Consider the following 20480-nt stretch of genomic DNA (forward strand, 5'->3'; position numbering starts at 1 on the left):
TACTGTTTCGCAACCGCAGGTGTATCGTATTCGCCTTTTGCGGGCGCCTTGGCCCGTGGCTGATACGAGAGGTAGTTGTGCCCATGTCCTTTACCCGTCGACAAATTCTCGGTGGCCTGGCCGGTCTGGCAGTGGTTGGCGCGGGAGCCGGTGGTGCGACGCGGTATTGGCTGGGCAAGGTGGCCGATGCCAACGCCGGGCATGACTACGAGTTGATCGCTGCACCGCTGGACGTCGAACTGGTGCCGGGGCACAAGACCGAAGCCTGGGCGTTCGGCCCGTCGGCACCGGGCACCGAGTTGCGCGTGCGTCAGGGTGAGTGGCTGCGGGTGCGCTTCATCAACCATCTGCCGGTCGCGACCACCATTCACTGGCACGGCATCCGCCTGCCGCTGGAAATGGACGGCGTACCTTACGTCTCGCAATTGCCGGTGCTGCCGGGTGAATACTTCGATTACAAGTTCCGTGTGCCGGACGCCGGCAGCTACTGGTATCACCCGCACGTCAGCAGCAGCGAGGAGCTCGGACGCGGGCTGGTCGGGCCGCTGATCGTCGAGGAGCGCGAGCCGACCGGGTTCAAGTACGAAAAGACCCTGAGCCTGAAGAGCTGGCACGTCGATGAAGAAGGCAACTTCGTCGAATTCAGCATTCCCCGCGAAGCCGCCCGTGGCGGTACGGCGGGGCGGCTGGCGACTATCAACGGCGTGCCGTCGCCGGTGATCGAGTTGCCCGCCGGGCAGATCACCCGTGTGCGTTTGCTCAACCTCGACAACACCCTGACCTATCGCATCAATATTCCCGGCGTCGAAGCGCAGATCTACGCGCTGGACGGCAACCCGGTCGAGCCCCGACCGCTGGGCAAGGAATACTGGCTCGGCCCGGGCATGCGCATTTGCCTGGCGCTCAAGGCACCGCCCGCCGGTGAGGAACTGTCGCTGCGCAACGGCCCGGTTCGCCTGGGCACCCTGCGTTCAGTGGCCAACAATGATGCGCCGACCGACTGGCCGAAAGCACTGCCGGCCAACCCGGTGGCCGAGCCGGACCTGGCCAATGCCGAGAAACTCAACTTCAATTTCGAATGGGTCGGTTCGGTGTCGGTCAATGTCGACAACGGTAAGCCGCCGAGCCTGTGGCAGATCAACGGCAAGGCCTGGGACATCACCGACAAGACCTGCGCCGACCGGCCGATCGCCAGCCTGAAGCTGGGCCAGAGCTATATTTTCGAACTGAAGAACATGACCCAGTACCAGCACCCGATCCACCTGCATGGCATGAGCTTCAAGGTGATTGCGTCGAACCGGCACAAGATCGTGCCGTACTTCACTGACACTTATCTGCTGGGCAAGAACGAGCGTGCGCAAGTGGCGCTGGTGGCGGATAACCCGGGGGTATGGATGTTCCACTGCCACGTGATCGACCACATGGAAACCGGCCTGATGGCCGCCATCGAGGTGAAGTGATGCGTCAGATTCGCCCCGCGGCGATCATCGACCGCAGCCGTGATCGCGACTTCATGCGCGAGGCGCTGGAATTGGCGGCGCAAGGCGCAGCCCTCGGCGAAGTGCCGGTGGGTGCAGTGCTGGTGCAGGACGGCGAGATCATCGGTCGCGGCTTCAATTGCCCGATCAGCACCAGCGACCCCAGCGCACACGCAGAAATGGTCGCGATCCGCGCCGCCGCGCAAGCAGTGGACAACTATCGTCTGCCGGGCAGCACGCTGTACGTGACGCTGGAGCCGTGCAGCATGTGCGCCGGGTTGATCGTGCATTCGCGGGTTGCCCGTGTGGTGTACGGCGCTTTGGAGCCCAAGGCCGGGATTGTGCAGAGTCAGGGACAGTTCTTCACTCAGGGCTTTCTCAACCATCGAGTGTTGTATGAAGGTGGGGTGCTGGCGGAGGAGTGCGGGGCAGTGTTGACCGAGTTCTTCCGGGCACGGCGGGCAAAACCCTCAGACTGAATACAAAACCAATGTGGGAGCGAGCCTGCTCGCGATCGCGGTCAGACATTCAATACTTCGGTGTCTGTCAGATCCAATCGCGAGCAGGCTCGCTCCCACAGTTTTTTGGGTGTTCGGAGGAATTATTTCTTCGCGACAATCACCGCCCGCATCGGCGCCGGCAGCCCTTCGATCGTCTTGCTGTGATCTTCCGGATCGAGGAAATCGCTCAACGACTGATACTTCATCCACTCGGTCCCGCGCTGCTCATCGACCGTTGTCATGCTGACATCCACGCAACGAATGTCGGTGAATCCCGCACGTCGCAGCCACAATTCCAGCGCCGGCACCGACGGCAAAAACCACACATTACGCATCTGCGCATAACGGTCTTCCGGCACCAGCACCTGATGCTTGTCGCCCTCGACCACCAGCGTCTCCAGCACCAGTTCGCCGCCCTTCACCAGGCAATCCTTCAACGCCAGCAAATGCTCGATCGGCGAACGGCGGTGATAGAACACACCCATGGAAAACACCGTGTCGAAGCCTTCCAGATTCGGCGGCAGGTCTTCGAACGGGAACGGCAGGTGCCAGGCATTCGGCTCTGAAAGATAACGCTGTACCGCCTGGAACTGGCAGAAGAACAGCCAGTTCGGATCGACGCCGATCACGCTGTCGGCACCGGCGCCGAGCATGCGCCACATGTAGTAACCGTTGCCGCAGCCGACATCAAGGATGCGCTTGCCCTTCAAATCCAGGTGCGGAGCGACCCGCGACCACTTCCAGTCCGAACGCCACTCGGTGTCGACATGTACGCCAAACAGATCGAACGGCCCCTTGCGCCACGGCGACAGGCCCATCAGCGCGGTACGCATCTGTGCGCGGGTTTCGTCGTCGCAATCGGTGTCCAGCTTCAGGCCGTCGAGCAGGTCGACTTCGCTCGGCTGGATCTTCGGCAGGGCGTCCAGCGCACTTTGCCAGCGCTCCAGATCGCCGTGGCCTTTCTCCATTTTCTTGTCGAGCTGCGCTTGCAGGGTGTTGGCCCATTCGGCCAGCGGCGTACCGGCCAGACGGCGGGCGAGGGGAGACAGATCAATCATGGCAAGGCAATCAACGAGGCAAAGTTAAGACACTGGAACCACGGCACGACTTTCGAGAACCCGGCGGCCAGCAGGCGCTCGCGGTGTTCTTCGAGGCTGTCGGGCTTCATGACGTTTTCGATGGCGCTGCGCTTCTGGGCGATTTCCAGTTCGCTGTAGCCGTTGGCGCGTTTGAACGCGACGTGCAGATCGGTGAGCAGCGCGTGTTCTTCGGCGTCGTTGAAGCGCAGCTTCTCCGACAGAATCAACGCGCCGCCCGGCAGCAGCGATTGGCGAATGCGCGACAGCAACGCCGTGCGCTGCTCGGGGGCGATGAATTGCAAAGTGAAGTTCAGCGCCACCACCGAAGCCGGTTTGAAATCGAGGGCTAGGATGTCGCCTTCGATTACCTCGACCGGCAGCAACTCCTGGAACATCGAGTCCTGACCGTTGAGGTACTCGCGGCAGCGCTCGACCATTGCCGCCGAGTTATCCACCGCGATCACCCGGCAACCGTCAGTGCGCACGTGGCGACGCAGGGCCTGGGTCACGGCACCCAGCGAGGCACCGAGATCGTAGAGCACGCTGTTAGGCTGGGCGAATTGCGCCGCAAGTACGCCGAGGTTCTCGACGATGGTCGGGTAACCCGGCACCGAACGCTTGATCATGTCCGGGAACACCCGCACCACGTCTTCGTTGAAGGCGAAGTCAGGCACCTGGGCCATCGGCTGGGCGAAAATGCGATCGGGTTCTTTGCTCACGGCGGTTCCGGCGGTGTCGATGAAAAGGCCGGCATTTTAGCCAAAGTAGCGCGCGGATGCTTGGGTGTCTGATAAAGCGAGGGGATGGCGAAGCGTGATTACTCAAAAAAATGATTGGGTGGCCAAACAACGGATAAAGATGTTTGGCCACTCAGGATTCAAGCGTGAATCATTTGTCGTTGAACAGGACGATAAAGACCGATTTGCCGGTGATCTTGAGCTCCTCTGTCCTACTGTCTTCACCCTTGAAATCAAAATCGAGTTCTAAATGCAGCTTGTCTGTACTGTTTTCCACGACCTCCAACGTCAGGGAACCGCTTTTGGCGTGATACTGATATGAAGTCGTGAAGTTCTCATTTTCACCCGTCTCAAAATAGTAAAGGGAGGGGAATTTTGGATCTGTCGCTGAGTACTGGCCGGTCGGGGTATCTTTATCCAATACAAGCACGATGCCTTTTTTGTTTCGCTCGGAGTAATCGCCAGTATTGGCCCGTGAAGCGAACACAACATTGTTGCTGTGTTCGTCAGCCTCGAACTGAACAACCTGAGTACTAAGATCTACTCGGTTGGAAACCGTTGCAGTGGTTTCTGCGCTGACAGTAATGAAACGCTGAGCAGCGCCCCGTTTTTTGTTGCTTTGAAAAAAGCTCATGTTGTTCTTCCTTGGGTTAGAGAGGTGGTTGATGACGCCACTCGAATCCTAATTCCGCAGGAGGAGGCGGGGGTACTGTCAGATATGACAGTTTTTAAGAGCTTTTAGCGATAGATGAAAGCAGCGTTCTCATCATTTTGATTTCTGATTGAATGCCGACGCTGCAATCCCCCACTGCCCCAGCCAGTAACTGAGGATGATGATGTAGGGCGCGGCATTGAATGGTGAAACAAACCGGTTGATACCGATCACGCTGTCGGAGAACACGAACGCCACCGCGCCGCCCGCCGCCAGCAGCGCCGAACGTTGCGGCACGCCGCTGCCGAGGCGGGCCAGGGCGCGCCAGAGCATGGCGCTGATGGCGGTGCCGTAGACGATCACCGGCACGGTCAACGGTCCGAGTCCGCTGGAAATCAGGATGCCGAGCAGAATTGCGCCAACGCCAACAGCAAGGATCAGCGGTAGCAGGGCCAGACGCCGGCAATCGCTCAGGTAAGCCTTGAGATACGCCAGATGCGCCACCAGAAACGCACCCAGGCCAAACACGAACAAATCTCCCGGCCATGCCAGCAACACATCGCCGAGCAAGGAGAAAATCAGGCCCAGGCTGATCCAGCGGCGATAGTCACTCGGCGGCGCATCGTGCAGCCAGCCGAGCAACGCCAGCACCGGTAACGGTTTGACCAGCAGGCAAAGCAGCGCCGCATGGGTGCTGACGCCATAGAGAAAGGTCGCTGCGCCCATCAGCGCGAGGATCAGCCAGCCCACGATCAGTTCACCGAGATCGCGCAGTCGAAGGTTTCCACCGGCTCGACCTCAGGTTCCCAGGGTTGCTGCGACGTCAGGCGCAGGCGGCCGGTGCCGTTGGCAAAGGCCTGGAAACGCCAGGTGGAGAAACCGCCCGCGCCAACCATGCCGGAATCTTTCGGGCTGCTGTAGACCTCGGGGCTCAGCGCATGCAGCACCCCGCCGGCCGAGTCCTGAATGGCCCAGCGATAGCCGGTGGTGGGGTTGCTTGGCAGCATGACGGTCAGGTTCTGGCCGTTGGTCAGCCGCACCGGGCATTCGCTCTGTTTTTCCACGGTCACGTTGGTTTTCGGTTGCGTGGCGCAGGCGGCCAGCAGGGCGAGGGACAGGGGGACAAACAGGCGAGTGGGGGACATAGGCTCAGTGGCTCCGGCGTTGGCGACGAACGGCGAGCATAACTGAAGATGAGACAAAGTGTGACGACGCCTTCGCGAGCAGGCTCGCTCCCACAGTGGTCCGTGGCGAACACATACCTTGTGCTACTCGCCACAAACCCTGTGGGAGCGAGCCTGCTCGCGAAAGCGGTGCTCCAGGCGCTACTGAGCTATCAGAAAAGCACCTTCGCCACATCCGCAAACTTCTTGGCAAAGTGCACGGTGATCCCTTCCTTCAGGTAATCCGGCAGCTCTTCAAAGTTTCCGCGATTCGCCTCCGGCAGAATCAACTCGAAAATCTTCTGCCGCCGCGCCGCAATCACCTTCTCGCGCACCCCGCCAATCGGCAGCACATGCCCGGTCAGTGTCAGTTCACCGGTCATGGCCACGCCTTTTTTCGGTGGCTGGTTGCGGGCGAGCGAGAGCAGGGCGCTGGCCATGGTCACGCCGGCGCTCGGGCCGTCTTTCGGTGTTGCGCCTTCCGGCACGTGCAGGTGGACGAAGGCTTCGTCGAAGAATTTCGGATCGCCACCGAAAGACTTCAGGTGCGAGCTGACGTAGCTGTAGGCGATCTCCGCCGACTCCTTCATCACATCGCCCAGTTGCCCGGTGAGTTTGAAGCCGCGGTTCAACGTGTGAATCCGCGTGGCCTCGATCGGCAGGGTCGCGCCGCCCATGCTGGTCCAGGCAAGTCCTGTGATTACGCCGGTGCCGGACAGCACTTGTTCGTTGCGGAACACCGGATGACCTAAGGACGCTTCCAGATCTTTCGGCCCGAGCTTGATCACCGCTTTCGGGTCGTCGATGAGTTTCATCACCGCTTTGCGCACCAGTTTGCCCATCTGTTTTTCCAGCTGGCGCACGCCGGCTTCACGGGCGTAGCCGTCGATCAGGGCTTTGAGGGCGCTGTCGCTGATGCTCAGGCTGCCCTTGGACACGCCGGCCTTTTCCAGCAGTTTCGGCCACAGGTGACGCTTGGCGATGGCAACTTTTTCTTCGGTGATGTAGCCCGACAGGCGAATCACTTCCATCCGGTCCAGCAACGGGCCGGGAATCGAATCCAGGGTGTTGGCGGTGCAGACGAACAGGACTTTCGACAGGTCCATCCGCAGGTCCAGATAGTGGTCGAGGAATTCGACGTTCTGCTCCGGGTCGAGGGTTTCCAGCAGCGCCGAGGCCGGGTCGCCCTGGTAGCTCTGGCCCATCTTGTCGATCTCGTCGAGCATGATCACCGGGTTCATCACTTCGACGTCTTTCAACGCCTGCACGAGTTTGCCCGGCTGCGCGCCGATATAAGTGCGGCGATGGCCCTTGATTTCGGCTTCGTCGCGCATGCCGCCGAGGCTGAAGCGGTAGAACGGCCGGCCGAGGGATTCGGCGATGGACTTGCCGACGCTGGTTTTACCCACGCCCGGCGGGCCGACCAGCAGCACGATGGAACCGCTGATTTCACCTTTGTAGGCACCGACCGCGAGGAATTCGAGGATGCGGTCCTTGATGTCGTCGAGGCCGGCGTGGTGTTTGTCGAGCACCTTGCGCGCGTGCTTAAGGTCGAGCTTGTCCTCGCCGTACACGCCCCACGGCACCGAGGTCGCCCAGTCGAGGTAATTGCGGGTGACCGCGTATTCCGGCGATCCGGTTTCGAGGATCGACAGTTTGTTCATCTCTTCTTCGAGGCGCTTCTCGACCTGCGTCGGCAGGACTTTGCCTTCCAGGCGCTGCTCGAACTGTTCGAGGTCGGCGCTGCGGTCGTCCTTGGTCAGGCCGAGTTCCTGCTGGATGACCTTGAGCTGCTCTTTAAGGAAGAACTCGCGCTGATGCTCGCCAATCTTGCGGTTCACTTCAGCGGAGATTTCTTTCTGCAGGCGTGCGACTTCGACTTCCTTGCGCAGCATCGGCAGGACTTTTTCCATGCGCTTGAGCATCGGCACGCAGTCGAGCACTTCCTGCAGCTCGGGGCCGGTGGCGGAAGTGAGGGCGGCGGCGAAGTCGGTCAGCGGCGACGGATCGTTGGGGCTGAAGCGGTTGAGGTAGTTCTTCAGCTCTTCGCTGTACAGCGGGTTGAGCGGCAGCAGTTCCTTGATCGCGTTGATCAGCGCCATGCCGTAGGCCTTGACCTCGTCGGTCGGCTCGGTGGGCTGGTGCGGGTATTCGACTTCAACGAGATACGGCGGGCGATGGTGCTTGAGCCAGGTCTTGATGCGCACACGGCTCAGGCCCTGGGCGACGAATTGCAGTTTGCCGTTTTCGCGGCTGGCGTGGTGCACCTTGACCAGGGTGCCGTATTGCGGCAATGCCTTGGTGTCGAAGTGGCGCGGGTCTTCCTGAGGCGTGTCCATGAAGAACAGGGCCAGGGAGTGGTGTTCGGATTTGCTGACCAGTTCGAGGGTTTCAGCCCAGGGTTCTTCGTTGACGATGACCGGCAGGACCTGGGACGGGAAGAACGGGCGATTGTGGATCGGGATGATGTAGACCTTGTCCGGCAGGTTCTGGCCGGGCAGGGCGAGGCCTTTGCCGGGGACGTGGTGTTCGATGTGTTCGGCGTCGGTTTCGGTGATGTCGTCGGGGTTCTCGGGGAATTCTTGCTGGTCGCTCATGGGGCACCTGCGCAATGGGGTATGGGTCTTAGATGGGGCAGGGGTTTGGTGGTTTCAATGGGGGTGGGTGTTTCTGGTTGTGTGTTCAGGGTTTTGACAGGGTTTTGAACTTGGCGGCCTTTGGGCCGACCAAGCTGCGGTTTTATCGGGTCCATATCCGTTTCTTCGGGTGCGCCTGCTGGCGGTTTCGCCCTTACGGCGACTCACTTTTTTGACAAACGCCTCAAAAAAGTAAGCAAAAAAAGGCTTGTCCCAACGTTCGGCCCGCTCGCTGAGGCTCGGGGTTCCTTCGCTCCGGGATTCATCCGGGGGCATCGCCTCCGGTTTGCTGCGCTGCACCTCCTCTCGATGTGTTCGACTGCGTCGAACGGCGCTGCGCGCCTACCCCCGGATGAACCCCTCCACTCAGCCTGCCGACGGGACCTGTGGATCAAGATCAAGAGCGTTGTCGAGCTAACGCTCTTCCTGTTTTTGTGGAGCCATGCGCGGGTTGGTCGACCGGGGAATGGAACCTGGCAGGGCGTAGGCCCTCCCACGCATGGCTGTAACTCGATCGTTCCCACGCTCTGCGTGGAAATGCAGCCCGGGACGCTCCGCGTCCCAATCGATCTGCCAGCGAATGCGGTCTGTCGCTGGCAGGTCGGTTTCGTCAGGGCGGCTTAGCTGTGTGTTGGGTAACGATGTACTTCGACGTTATCCAGCACCCGATTCACCGTCAGCTCGGCCAGCATGATGATTTGCTGAATGGCCAGAATCATCCGCCGCTGCGGGAGGTCGATGTGTGCGGCGATGTCACTGGTCATGAGGCTGGCCTGTGCCAGTGATTCGCAGGCGTGGACCAGCAGGCTTTCGCTGTCCTGATCGGGTGCGACCTGGAACATAATGCTGGGTTTATGGAAACGCAGGGTGGTGGCGTTGGGTTTCAGGTAGTGGTCGAGCGCGCGTTCGGCGGCTTCGTGGAGTTTTTTGGAATCTGGCGATTCGTAGGGCGATGCGTCGTTTGATTCGGGGGGATTGGGTGTTGGTTTTTTCATAGTGGAACTCCGAACGAAAAGTGGAGCTACCTGCTCGATCACCGCGACGCGATAGAGGGAGGCAGCTGTGCGCGGGGTCGCGGACCGAGTCATTCGGCAAGCTCGGCATACCCGAAGGTATCCCGCGCACAGCCACCATCAAACCAAACGAAAAACACCTGAGTGTTTCGGTTTGGGCCGGCGATTATGCATCAAATTGAATGAACTGCTCGGGCCGCGACGCCCCATCGCTGAATTTGCAGCGACCCCCAAAGCCTATCCACCCCGTTTCCTAGGGACAACCGACGCGACTTGTCGGAATCGTCGCCAAAAAACACCCCGTCTGTAGGACGCAAGTTTCAAAACAGATGCTGCTCCAGCCGCCGGGGGCCGTCTCCCGCTCTGTCGAGTATCCAGCGCTGGATGTCAGGCAGTTTGCGCAGCGCGGCAAACACCTTTGGGGAATGTTGCGGCGTGCACAGCACGTGCACGTTGGGCCCGGCGTCGAGGGTGGCGCAGACGTCCAGGCCTTCGCGACGCAACTGGCGGACCTGTTCCAGCACGGCCAGGGTCGCCGGGCGCCAATAGAAGATCGGTGGCTGCGAAGTCATGGCGATCAGGTGCAGTTCGATGGCTTCGCGCTCCACGGCGTCGGCCAGTCGGGTGAAGTCGCGTTCGAGAATGGCGCGGCGCACTTGTTCCAGACGTTCCGGCAGCAGCGTCAGGCGGGTCGGATAAAATTCGCTGCTGTCGGCGAGCAGGTGTCCCTGGCGGGAGCTGACGGTTTTATGTCGGGCGTCGACCACGGCGATCAGGTCATGCAGCGGCCAGTGGCGTGCCGGGGCGATCTGCACGGCCGGTCCCGAGAGTAGCTGCGCATTGCAGGGCCATTGCACAAAACCACCGGTTACCGAGCGCGCCGCCGAGCCGGAGCCGGACAGGCGCGCCAGATCGCTGAGGGCGGGATCCGTCAGCAAGCATCCGCGATACACGGAAAATGCCGCCGCGAGGGCGCTGAAGCCCGCTGCCGACGAAGCGATGCCCGCGCGGGTCGGGAAGCTGTTGGTGGTGGCGATGCGTAGCGGTTGCCAGTGATCGAAGTGTTCGCGCAAGGCTTGCAAGTGATGTTCGATCCCGGCCCGCAGGACGGGATCGGCCGGCACCAGCGCGCCGCGCGAGGTTTTCCACAGAATTTCATCGGTCGTGCCCTTGGCCAGCGGGGCCAGTGTGCAGAGGCTGACGCAGCGGGTCAGGGTCATCGAAAGCGAGGCGTTGTTAGGCAATGTGTTCAGTGCATCGCGCATGCCCCAATACTTGATCAGCGCGATGTTGGCGGGGGAGGAGACGCTGGTGCGATTCATGACCGGGTGATCTCGAGCCCTGCCACCGCGAGAGGGGCGTTGATCTGCCGGTAGTGCGCCAGCTCCGGCAGATTCGTTGCACCCAGTACCAGCAGCGCGCCGGCCTGATCCCCGGACAGTGCGCCGGCGCCGCAGATCTTTGCTGCACCGCCTGCTTTTTCTACCGCGCGAATCACTTTTGCAACAGCGGCGGGAACGACGCCCAGGGATTCCAGATCGGCCTGGTAATCGCGTATCACCGCGCAAAATGTTTCAGGCATTGGACGTGTTTGACGCAGCAACGAACCGAAGCGCTCGGTGTTGCGCCGCATGCTGGCCAGCAGGGGATTGTCAGTGCCCGTCAGTCGATGTCGGGTGGCGGCAATGACCTGGCCGGTGCTCTCGTTGGCGGTGCCGGTGTTGAAGAGGCGCAAGGCATCGGGCAGCAGGTTCGAGGCAATGGCGGGCAGCGTGTGCAGATTGAACTCGCCTTTCGCGTTGCGTCGGCCTTCGATGACCGAGCCCAGCAGGCTGGTGTTGTGATCGATGCCCGATGGCTCGCCGTGCTGATAGCGTTCTATCGACATTGCCAGCGGTTCGAGCGGGCAATCGGCTTCTTTCAGCCCGAACCATTGCATCAGCGCAGCCGTGAGCGTGACCGCAAGAGCGCCGGAGCTGCCGAAACCGGCACCGGGCGGAATCTGCGATTGCACTTGCAAGGTGAAGCCGCGCCAGTTTCCTGGAGGCAGTCGGTGGAGGATTTCACCGATGGCGCACTTGACCAGATGATCGGGATCGACGGTACCCAGGGGGGCAAAGCTTTTTGCGCTGGGGGCGGCGCGATAGTGCGCCCATGCCAGGCGCATGCGGCCGACGTAGTCGGTCAATTGGTACGGCGAGTAGATCTGCTGGAAAGACAGGTCGGGCAGTTGCAACTGAATCTCGCGATCCTGGCGCCGCTGGACCCACACGTTGCAGTAAAGGCCCACGGAGCAGGCAATCACCGGGCATCCGTGCAGTACCGCATGTTCACCCATCAGGATGATCTTGCCGGGGGCTCTGGCATGGATCACGGTCAGCGCCCCAGCCGTTGATGGGCCGAAACCAGTTGATGCGAGGCCTGGGCAGCCATGATCGACAGTTCTCCGGCGAGTACCAGGGCACCGAGAATTTCCGCCAGGCGTCGGGTGTCGGTGCCCGGTTTTTTGCTGCCGGGGATGATCCCCATCAAGGCCAGGGCTTCGCGTTGGGTACAAAGGGACGTACCGCCGCCGACGGTGCCCAGCGGCACGTCCGGCATCGTGACCGAGGCGTAGATGGCGTCGTGTTCACAGGCTTCGAGGCAGGTGATGCCGATGGCGCTTTCCGCCACTTGAGCGACGTCCTGGCCGGTGGCGATGAAGAACGCAGCGAGTATGTTGGCATGATGGGCATTGCAGCCGATGGTGCCGGCCATGGCCGAACCCAGCAGGTTTTTCCGGTACTGCAGCTCGCAAAGTGCCTGGGCGTCGGTCTTGAGAATGTCGCGCAGTATGTCTTTGCTCAGCCGGACTTCGGCGTGGATCCGCTGGCCGCGTCCGTTGATGAAGTTGACCATCGCCGGTTTTTTGTCCGTGCAGTAGTTGCCCGAAATGCTGAGGCACGGGACGCCGGTTGCGGGGGTGATCAACTCACGGATGACCCGGTCACAGGCAATGCTTGCCATGTTCATGCCCATCGCATCCTCGGTACGGAAACGAAAGCGCAGATAGATCGTGGTACCGACCACCGCAGACTTGATGTCTCGCAGTTGCAGATGAGCGCTGCCCTGTTCGCAGACCTGTCTGATTTGCTGGAAATTGTCGCGGATCCAGGCCAGAAAGGTCTCGGTCTGCAGGATGCCGCTGGAGCGAAACACCGGCGCACGGGTAATGCCTACATCTTCGACCCGAACCACTGCACCGCCGGCGGCGTGCAATGCCCGGCAGCCACGGGAGGTACTGGCGACCAGTGCACCTTCGGTGGTGGCCATGGGAACGTAGACGGGTTCCTGGGCAGTGATGGCCTGGCCTTTGACCAGCAATGGGCCGGCGACGCCCAGCGGAATCTGGATGGAGCCGATCCGGTTCTCACAATGGGCCGGCTGCTGTTCGCGGGTGTAATCGCCAATGCTGCGCAGCGAGGCGCCACTGATGTGTTGCAGGGCTTCACGGCGAATCAGGGCGGCTTCGTTGTGATCAAGATCGGCGGGCAACTGGTGAAAGCGGGTCTGCCCTTTGGTCAGCGCTTCGATCCAGTGGTTGCCAAAGCGCGTATCTGACATGGAAGGCTCCGTGATTCAACCGCTGCATGAGGTTGATGATCGGAGTAAACGGGCAGGACAGCGCCTGTCAAAGTTGACAGTCTTTTATATCGATTGGCGATTGGCGCCCATAAAAAAAGGCGACACCCCTCACAGGGCATCGCCTTCTCATTACCGCCGCTAAAGCTTATTCCGGCAGTTTGTACGCAATCACATAGTCACCCATCTTGGTGCCCAGTGAACCGTGACCACCCACCACGAGCAGGACGTATTGCTTGCCGTCCTTGCCGGTGTAGGTCATCGGAGTCGCCTGGCCGCCAGCAGGCAGACGGGATTTCCACAGCTCTTTACCAGTGTTCACGTCGTAGGCGCGCAGGTACTGGTCGAGGGTGCCGCTGAGGAAGCCGACGCCGCCGGCCGTCACGATCGAGCCGCCCATGCTTGGCACGCCCAGGGTGAAGCCGATCGGGATTGGCGAGCTGTCGCGGCTGGTGCCGTTTTTGCGTTTCCACACGACTTTGCCGGTGGTCAGGTCGATACCGGCGACGTAGCCCCAGGCCGGGGCCTGGCACGGTACGCCCAGTGGCGACATGAACGGATGCATGGTCACGGCATATGGCGCGCCGGTGTTTGGCTGGATGCCGGCAGTTTCGCTTTCGCGCTTGCTGTCGGCGGCCACTTCGGCACGCGGGATCATCTTCGAGACGAAGGCCATGTAGTTCGGGCTGGTGAACAGCATCTGACGAACCGGGTCGACAGAAACACCGCCCCAGTTGAACACGCCGACGTTACCCGGATAGATCAGGCTGCCCTGTTCCGACGGAGGCGTGTATTGGCCTTCGTAGCGCAGTTCCTTGAACTGGATGCGGCACAGCATCTGGTCGAACGGGCTGGCGCCCCACATGGCTTTTTCGGTCAGTTCCGGGGCCAGCAGGTTCAGGTCCGAACGGGCCTGGGTCGGTGCGGTGTGGTCGCCTTTCACGGCGCCTTGCGGAACCGGGATCTCGCGGATCGGGATGATCGGCGTGCCGTCACGACGGTCGAGGACGTACAGGCTGCCCTGTTTGGTCGGGGCGATCAGCGCAGGCTTGATGCCGTCGGCGGTTTTCATGTCCAGCAGGGTTGGCTGGCTGCCGACGTCCATGTCCCACAGGTCGTGGTGGGTGAACTGGTAGTTCCAGCGCACTTTGCCGGTGGCCAGATCCAGCGCGACGATGCCGGCGCTGAATTTCTCGGCGCCCGGGGTGCGGTCGGCGCCCCACTGGTCCGGGGTCTGGTTGCCCAGTGGCAGGAAGACCATGCCGAGTTTTTCATCGACGCTGGCCAGCGACCACATGTTGGCCGAGTTGCGGCTGTAGATCTGGCCCGGGGCCAGAGGCTCGGTGGCGTCTGGCTTGTCGCTGTCCCAGTTCCATACCAGGTGACCGTCGCGCACGTCGAAGGCGCGGATCACGCCCGATGGCTCGTTGGTCGATTCGTTGTCGGTGACGTGACCGCCCATGATCACCAGGTCACGCGTGATCGCGGCTGGCGAGGTGGAGTAGTAGCCACCGGCGGTGAACGGGCCGATGCCTTGAGTCAGGTCGACCACGCCTTTGTTGCCGAAGCCTTCGCAGATCTTGCCGGTGTCGGCGTTCAGTGCGATCAGGCGTGCATCGGCGGTTGGCAGGTACAGGCGACGCGGGCAGGCCTGGGCGACGGCTTTGCCGGCCTCGGAGATGACGGCGGACGCAGCGTTTTCAGACTTGGCGTACGCGGCTTCGTCGTAGTACGACACGCCACGGCAGGTCATGTGGGCGAAGCCCTTGAAGCCGACCGGGCTCTTGATCTGCGGGTCGAAGCGCCACAGTTCCTTGCCGGTGTCCGGGTCCAGCGCCAGCACTTTGCTGTGAGCGGTGCAGGCATAGAGCATGCCGTTGGCTTTCAGCGGGGTGTTTTCGTTGGTCAGCTCCACCGGGTCATCAGCGGTCGGCAGGTCGCCGGTCTGGATGCGCCAGGCTTCCTGCAGCTTGCCGACGTTGGCCGGGGTGATCTGCTTCAGTGGCGAGTAACGGTCACCGAACTCGGTGCGGCCATAGGCCTGCCAGTCGCCATCGGGCATGGCTGGCGCGGTGCTGGTGGTGTCGGCAGTTTCGCGACCCAGCTCACCGAAGGTTTCGCCCGGGTGGGTGAACAGGCTGGCCAGAGCGGTGAGGCCGGCCAGCACCACGGCCACGGTCAGGCCGCCGGTGCCCATCGGTGCAGGACCGTTGAGCAGCAGCGGACGACGGAACCACGGCAGCAGCATCACGAAGCCGAGGACGAACCACAGGGCCAGACGCGGCACCAGTTGCCACCAGTCCAGGCCGACTTCCCACAGCGCCCAGACGGTGCTGGCAAACAGCACGATGGCGTACAGGCCCAGTGCTGCGCGACGACGCATCAGCAACAGAATGCCGGTCAGCGTGATGCCGATACCGGCCAGCAGGTAGTACAGCGAGCCGCCGAGCGTGCTCAGCTTGATTCCCCCGGCCAGCATGGCCAGGCCCATCAGTAGAAGCAGAATGCCGAGCAGGCTCGGAAGCAGACGGCCTCGACTCGAAGCACTTTCGGTGCTCATAGTGTGGTTCTCCGTGACGTTTCAAGTAGTCCCGCGCTGTAGTCACTTTAGATGACGATTGGGCGCGGGCATGGTTCATTGCAAAATTGAAATCAGAACGACGACTGGATCTTGATCCCGCCAATCAGCGCATCGTCGACCTTGTCCACACCACCGGGGTGGCGGATGTATTGCAGGTTCGGGCGCACCGTCAGCCAATTGGTGACGTGCACGCCGTAATAGAGTTCGGCGCTGTATTCGGTGTCCTGCGGTGGCAGGTACGACGGATCGTCATAGTCGTAGACGGCGCGGGCCTGGTTGGTCGCCTCGGCGTTCTTGCGGTAGGCCGGGTTGACGTGGACGCGGGCCAGGGCGAAACCGATGTCGTCCTTGGCGCGGGCGTCGAACAGGCCTTTGTAGACCACGCCGGCCTGGACGTAGTTGTCGATGGCGTTGGTCTTCTTGTCGTGCATCGTGCCGTTGGCGAACAGGCTCAAGCCGCGGGAGTTGTCGCTGGCGACGCTGGTGATCTGCTGCTGCACGCCGAGCCACACGCCGTGTTTGCTCGACGCGCTGCGATAGGCCTCGCCGCTCAGGGCCGCCGGCTGGCCGTTGCTGTCTTTATAGGCGTCGGTGGCCTTGGCGTTGCTGTAGTAGTAACCGGCGCGGTATTCGCCCGGCAGGCCGTTGAGCTTCGGCGTCCACACCAGTTCCACCGGCAGGATCGCGCCCTGGGTGCCGCTGCCGCTGAGTTTGAAGCCGTTGCCGCGATCGAGGTTCGACGGGTTCTGCTCATAGGCGCCGACCTGCGCGTACAACTCTGGTGTCAGGTGATATTTGACGCGCAGCGCCCATTGGCTGACCGGCCAGTTGTACCAGATGCCACCCACCCAGTTGCCGACCTGGGAGCCGCAGAATGCCAGGTTCTGGAAGTCGCACGGGAAGCTGTTGAAGTCTTCGCCTTCACCGAAGCGGCCGACCTTGATGTCGAGCTTCTGATCGAAGAATTTCTGCTGGTACCACATCTGTGTCAGGCGGGTGGTCTGGCCACGGCCCCAGACTTCCTGGGCCGAAGTGAAGCCGCCGACGCGCGGGTCGTTGATGCGGTCGTTGCTGATGTTGTTGCCGCTGCGTTTGGTCACGGTCAACTGGAATTCGGCGTCGTTCCAGCCCAGCAGTTTTTGCAGGTCCAGATGGGTGCCGAGGCCCCATTGATCGCTGTAGCGCGCGGTGCGGTCGTGGTCGTAGCCGCCGTGCAGGTTGCTGCCCATTTCGCCGGTGTAGTCGAGCTTGAAGTCGATGCCTTTCGCCGAGAGTTCGCTGCGGGTGCCGTTCCAGTCACCGAGCATGTACGGTGATTCACTGTCGAAGGCCGGAGCGGCCTGGGAGCAGGTGGCGAGGCCTAGGGCGGTGCAGCCGCCGATCAGGCGCAGGGTTGAGATAGCGCTGTCTCGGGAGAACGGAAAATCGGGCATGAAATGGTCTTTCTTGATCTTTTTTGGGGGACGGGCTGACCGCTACGATTTGACGCAGGCAGTGAAGCGATTCAGCAGAAGGGCGGCAGGATAATGTCCTGTTACAAAAACACAAAGTGCTTTTGCAGACATGAACCCTTTCGGATTCGGTAACAGTGCGGCAATACAGCGCATTGCGGGCGTTGGCGCAGGCTGCGATCTTCTCCGGTTGGCCTACATTTACTCCAAGGCCTTCCACCCGCCCATGCCCTCGGCTAAGGTGCGCGGCTTCTGCATTTTCACTTCGCCCAAAGGCCCGGCATGAACGACCACAATCCCGATCCGCTGCACGGCGTGACCCTCGAACAGATCCTCAATGCACTGGTGACCCATTACGAGTGGTCGGGCCTGGCCGAGCGCATCGACATCCGGTGCTTCAAGAGCGATCCGACCATCAAGTCGAGCCTGACCTTTTTGCGCAAGACGCCATGGGCGCGGGAAAAGGTCGAACGGCTGTACGTGAAACTGATGCGCACCAAGCGTCCGCTCTGAAATGAACGCCGTACTGCGGCGACGCCTGATCACTTCGGCTGCAGTGCTGGGGTGGGCCGGGCTGGGGATTCAGCTGTACCTGATTTTCTTCGCCCGCGTGAGTGTCGGCGCCAGTCTGCTGGGCGGGCTGGTGAGTTTCTTCAGTTACTTCACCGTGATCACCAACACCCTGGTGGCGGTGGTGCTGACCTGCACGGTGACGGATCGCGAATCCTCTGCACGGCGCTGGTTTCTGCAACCCTGGGTCAGCAGCGGGATCGCCGTCAGCATTGCCGTGGTGGGCCTGGCCTACAGCATCCTGCTGCGGCATCTGTGGCATCCGCAGGGCTGGCAGTTTATCGCTGACGAATTGCTCCACGACGTGATGCCGCTGCTGTTCCTGGCGTATTGGTGGGTGTGTGTGCCGAAGGGCACCTTGCGCCTGAAGCATCTGCCGCTGTGGCTGATCTATCCGCTGGTGTACTTCGCCTATGCGCTGTTGCGCGGGCATTTGCTGGGGGCTTACGCGTATCCGTTCATTGACGTGGCGCTGCTGGGTTATCCACAGGTGTTCGTCAATGCCGGGGGGATTCTGCTGGGGTTTGTGCTGATTGCGTTGCTGGTGATCGGGATTGATCGTTGGCAAGGGCGGCGCCTTTAACAGCGCCGCCGCTCCTGTTCACTCTTCTTCGGAGCCTTCGGCTCGCCAGTAACCGACGGCTTTGACGAACTGCTCGTCCAGCCCGTGCTCATCGAGCAGCACCCGGCGGATCTGCCGCGAAACCTTGGTCTCGGTTGCCACCCACGCATACAGATTGCCCTTGGGCACCTGCAATTGTTTGATGGTGGCCAGCAGATTGTCCTTGCCGCCTTCGCGCAAAACCCAGATCACATTGACCTGCGCCGCGCTTTCCAGGGTTTGCTGCTCCTTGCCGTTTTCCACCTCGATCACCACCAGCGCCTTGCGATTGGCCGCCAGGCCTTCGAGGCGGCGGGCTATGGCGGGCAGGGCGGTTTCGTCGCCGATCAGCAGGTAGCTGTCGAAGATGTCCGGCACGATCATCGAACCGCGCGGGCCGCCGATGTGCAGGTACTGCCCGGGTTTGGCCTGTTCGGCCCAGGTCGAGGCAGGGCCGTCGCCGTGCAGGACGAAGTCGATGTCCAGTTCCAGCTTGTCGAGGTCGTAGCGACGCGGGGTGTAGTCGCGCATCTCCGGCATCGGCATGTCGCTCTTGCCGGCACCGAGCACCAGGGTTTCCAGCGCGGCGGCCTGTTCGGCGTTCTGCGGAAACAGCAGTTTGACGTGGTCATCAGTGCCCAGACTGATGAACCCGGCCAGTTCCGGTCCGCCGAGGGTGATGCGGCGCATGCGCGGGGTCAGGTCGACCACGCGCAGAACTTCGAGTCGGCGGCGTTTGATTTCGTGCATCACACGGTGGATGCCTTGGGTCTGGACTTCAGTCATTCGGCTTTCTCCGGAGCAGGTTGAACGGCGGGGCCGTCGACGATGACTTTGGCGGTGTCGTTGAGCAGGTCGCGAACGCGCAGGATTTCTTCCGGGCTCCAGCGCCCGTGGTGCATCTGCAAGGCGTGGCGCAGGTTGTGCACCGCTTCATGGATTTCCGGCGGCCGGTCGTGGCCGCGCAATGAGCGCTTGCTGACGTCGATACGCATACGCACGCCGTCGAGGGCCACGGCCTGTTCGCTCAGGGATTGGCGACCGGCATCGGTGATTGCGTAACGCTTTTTGCCGCCCTCGGCATCGCCGGTGATCATTTCGCTTTCTTCGAGAAACGTCAGGGTCGGGTAGATCACGCCGGGGCTGGGGCTGTAGGCGCCGTCGAACATGGTTTCGATCTGGCGGATCAGGTCATAGCCGTGGCACGGCTGCTCGGCGATCAATGCCAGCAGCAACAATTTCAGATCGCCGGGTGCGAATACCCGCGGGCCGCGTCCGCCGCGCTCGCGGCCGTGACGTTTTTCGAAGCCGTCACGGCTGTCGCCGTGGTCGCGGTGGGGGGAATGATGGTCTCTCATTTCAGTCTTCTCTCGTCGTGTTTAGATACAACTTAAGATATATCTTTACGACGAGACAAGGGCTTTTGGCCTGAGAGCTGACGAGCGGTCAGTGGCTGAGCAGGGCACGCTGCCGGACGAACAGGGGTTACTTGTTCATCCAGACAACAATGACCATAAAGTTAAAGCTATCACTCTATTGATAATCGAGCTTATATTCTAAAAGCAGAAAAAAGTGCCGTTATATATTGGCGAAAGTGCTGTATTGTTTTTTGTTTTTAACTGTAGGTAGGGCGTTCCTTACAGTCACTGTTTTATATATTCGGTTTTCGATGTTTTTTCTTTCAAGTTGCGAGGCTGTTGAACTACGCGCTCGTGGGAAGTTGCCTGCTTACATTCTCGATTCAAGAGTCGATCATGCCCCGGCGTTGAACTTTCATGGTTTAAGGCCCTATCGGCCGGTGTGACATGAACTTCAATGTTTCGATTCCTTAAAAGAAAACAGGTACTGACCGATGTTCAAGAAAATCGCTTTCGCTGCACCGCTGGCTATTCTGGCTCTGAGCTCTTCCGTGGCGTTCGCTGCAGGTGATGCACGTCACACCATCACCCTGAAGGCCAGCGTGCCGACCAATGGTTTTCATGTGGTGCCGGTTGATTCGGATCTGGTCAACAAGGACCAGGACATGAGCTACAACCCGCTGACCGGCACCATGAAAACCGTCAACGGGCACTTCGACGTGCGCAACACCAACGGTTCGGTTCATGCTTATCTGGAGGGAATTCCGACACTGATCGGCGGTTCGAGCCTCATCCCTCTGGAGATCAAGTTCAACAACATCGTACTCAACCAGACTCCACAATTGGTCGTAGGCGAGTCGGAGTCCAACGTGAACTACCGTGCACCGATAACCATTACCGCCAAGGGCACCACGTTTACACCGGGCGACTACACCGGCGCAGTCCCGTTGATCTTTGACGCGGTTCTTCCGGTTGACGCCGTCAGCTCGCTCTAACCCGTGAAGTAATAAAAGCCGGCAGGCTGACGCATTCGTCGGTCG

19 protein-coding genes are annotated in these 20480 nt (G+C 61.1%); 5 read left to right on the forward strand and 14 right to left on the reverse strand.

What is annotated here, in order from left to right; genetic code table 11:
* Positions 1-83 precede the first annotated feature (83 nt).
* Both DXT77_RS11865 and tadA read left to right on the forward strand, forming a co-directional pair.
* Positions 84-1460 (forward strand): multicopper oxidase family protein, encoded by a 1377-nt coding sequence (locus DXT77_RS11865; protein WP_119427726.1) that lies wholly within the window; start codon positions 84-86, stop codon positions 1458-1460.
* The gene (tadA, locus tag DXT77_RS11870) at positions 1460-1957 is read left to right on the forward strand and encodes a tRNA adenosine(34) deaminase TadA (RefSeq protein WP_119427727.1); all 498 of its coding nucleotides are present in this window, start codon (positions 1460-1462) and stop codon (positions 1955-1957) included. The genes DXT77_RS11865 and tadA overlap by 1 nt, the downstream gene beginning before the upstream one ends.
* 122 nt (positions 1958-2079) lie before the next feature.
* Here the strand turns inward: tadA and cmoB are convergent, their stop codons facing one another.
* From cmoB to DXT77_RS11930, 12 genes are all read right to left on the reverse strand, one after another.
* Positions 2080-3036, reverse strand: a complete 957-nt coding sequence (gene cmoB, locus DXT77_RS11875) for a tRNA 5-methoxyuridine(34)/uridine 5-oxyacetic acid(34) synthase CmoB (RefSeq protein ID WP_119427728.1) — start codon at positions 3034-3036, stop codon at positions 2080-2082.
* Positions 3033-3740 (reverse strand): carboxy-S-adenosyl-L-methionine synthase CmoA, encoded by a 708-nt coding sequence (gene cmoA, locus DXT77_RS11880; RefSeq protein WP_219737186.1) that lies wholly within the window; start codon positions 3738-3740, stop codon positions 3033-3035. The genes cmoB and cmoA overlap by 4 nt, the downstream gene beginning before the upstream one ends.
* Positions 3741-3945: 205 nt before the next feature.
* Positions 3946-4428: a hypothetical protein gene (locus tag DXT77_RS11885; RefSeq protein ID WP_102620812.1), complete on the reverse strand. Its 483-nt coding sequence runs from the start codon at positions 4426-4428 to the stop codon at positions 3946-3948.
* A 132-nt stretch (positions 4429-4560) separates the two neighbouring features.
* Complete coding sequence (locus tag DXT77_RS11890; protein ID WP_178083463.1) at positions 4561-5196, reverse strand: lysoplasmalogenase; 636 nt, start codon at positions 5194-5196, stop codon at positions 4561-4563.
* A gap of 2 nt (positions 5197-5198) precedes the next feature.
* Positions 5199-5591 carry a protease inhibitor I42 family protein gene (locus DXT77_RS11895; protein WP_119427730.1) on the reverse strand — a complete coding sequence of 131 codons (393 nt, stop codon included), beginning with the start codon at positions 5589-5591 and terminating at the stop codon, positions 5199-5201.
* 191 nt (positions 5592-5782) lie between these two features.
* Positions 5783-8206, reverse strand: a complete 2424-nt coding sequence (gene lon, locus DXT77_RS11900; RefSeq protein ID WP_119427731.1) for an endopeptidase La — start codon at positions 8204-8206, stop codon at positions 5783-5785.
* Positions 8207-8865: 659 nt separating this feature from the next.
* Positions 8866-9240 (reverse strand): DUF6124 family protein, encoded by a 375-nt coding sequence (locus DXT77_RS11905; protein WP_119427732.1) that lies wholly within the window; start codon positions 9238-9240, stop codon positions 8866-8868.
* Positions 9241-9578: 338 nt separating this feature from the next.
* Positions 9579-10580 carry a diphosphomevalonate decarboxylase gene (gene mvaD, locus DXT77_RS11910; protein WP_119427733.1) on the reverse strand — a complete coding sequence of 334 codons (1002 nt, stop codon included), beginning with the start codon at positions 10578-10580 and terminating at the stop codon, positions 9579-9581.
* Positions 10577-11596, reverse strand: a complete 1020-nt coding sequence (locus DXT77_RS11915; RefSeq protein ID WP_119427734.1) for a mevalonate kinase — start codon at positions 11594-11596, stop codon at positions 10577-10579. The genes mvaD and DXT77_RS11915 overlap by 4 nt, the downstream gene beginning before the upstream one ends.
* A 38-nt stretch (positions 11597-11634) precedes the next feature.
* A complete protein-coding gene (locus DXT77_RS11920) occupies positions 11635-12861 on the reverse strand; it encodes a hydroxymethylglutaryl-CoA reductase (protein ID WP_119427735.1) in 1227 nt (408 codons plus the stop codon).
* A 166-nt stretch (positions 12862-13027) separates the two neighbouring features.
* Positions 13028-15439, reverse strand: coding sequence for a glucose/quinate/shikimate family membrane-bound PQQ-dependent dehydrogenase (locus DXT77_RS11925; protein ID WP_119427736.1), 2412 nt, complete (start codon positions 15437-15439; stop codon positions 13028-13030).
* Between the two features lie 92 nt (positions 15440-15531).
* A complete protein-coding gene (locus tag DXT77_RS11930) occupies positions 15532-16893 on the reverse strand; it encodes a carbohydrate porin (protein WP_119427737.1) in 1362 nt (453 codons plus the stop codon).
* 300 nt (positions 16894-17193) lie between these two features.
* On the opposite strand from DXT77_RS11930, the gene DXT77_RS11935 reads away from it, so the two are divergent.
* Positions 17194-17424, forward strand: coding sequence for a VF530 family DNA-binding protein (locus tag DXT77_RS11935; protein ID WP_007956650.1), 231 nt, complete (start codon positions 17194-17196; stop codon positions 17422-17424).
* Between the two features lies 1 nt (position 17425).
* Positions 17426-18064 carry a Pr6Pr family membrane protein gene (locus tag DXT77_RS11940; RefSeq protein ID WP_119427738.1) on the forward strand — a complete coding sequence of 213 codons (639 nt, stop codon included), beginning with the start codon at positions 17426-17428 and terminating at the stop codon, positions 18062-18064.
* 18 nt (positions 18065-18082) lie between these two features.
* Here DXT77_RS11940 and DXT77_RS11945 read toward each other — a convergent pair whose 3' ends face one another.
* Positions 18083-18868, reverse strand: coding sequence for a siderophore-interacting protein (locus DXT77_RS11945; RefSeq protein WP_119427739.1), 786 nt, complete (start codon positions 18866-18868; stop codon positions 18083-18085).
* Positions 18865-19440, reverse strand: a complete 576-nt coding sequence (locus DXT77_RS11950; protein WP_119427740.1) for a PadR family transcriptional regulator — start codon at positions 19438-19440, stop codon at positions 18865-18867. The genes DXT77_RS11945 and DXT77_RS11950 overlap by 4 nt, the downstream gene beginning before the upstream one ends.
* A gap of 494 nt (positions 19441-19934) precedes the next feature.
* Here DXT77_RS11950 and DXT77_RS11955 point away from each other — a divergent pair, with 494 nt between their 5' ends.
* Positions 19935-20435: a CS1 type fimbrial major subunit gene (locus DXT77_RS11955; RefSeq protein ID WP_119427741.1), complete on the forward strand. Its 501-nt coding sequence runs from the start codon at positions 19935-19937 to the stop codon at positions 20433-20435.
* Positions 20436-20480 lie beyond the last annotated feature (45 nt).

Source organism: Pseudomonas sp. 91RF, from assembly GCF_003576265.1.
GTDB lineage: Bacteria > Pseudomonadota > Gammaproteobacteria > Pseudomonadales > Pseudomonadaceae > Aquipseudomonas > Aquipseudomonas kribbensis.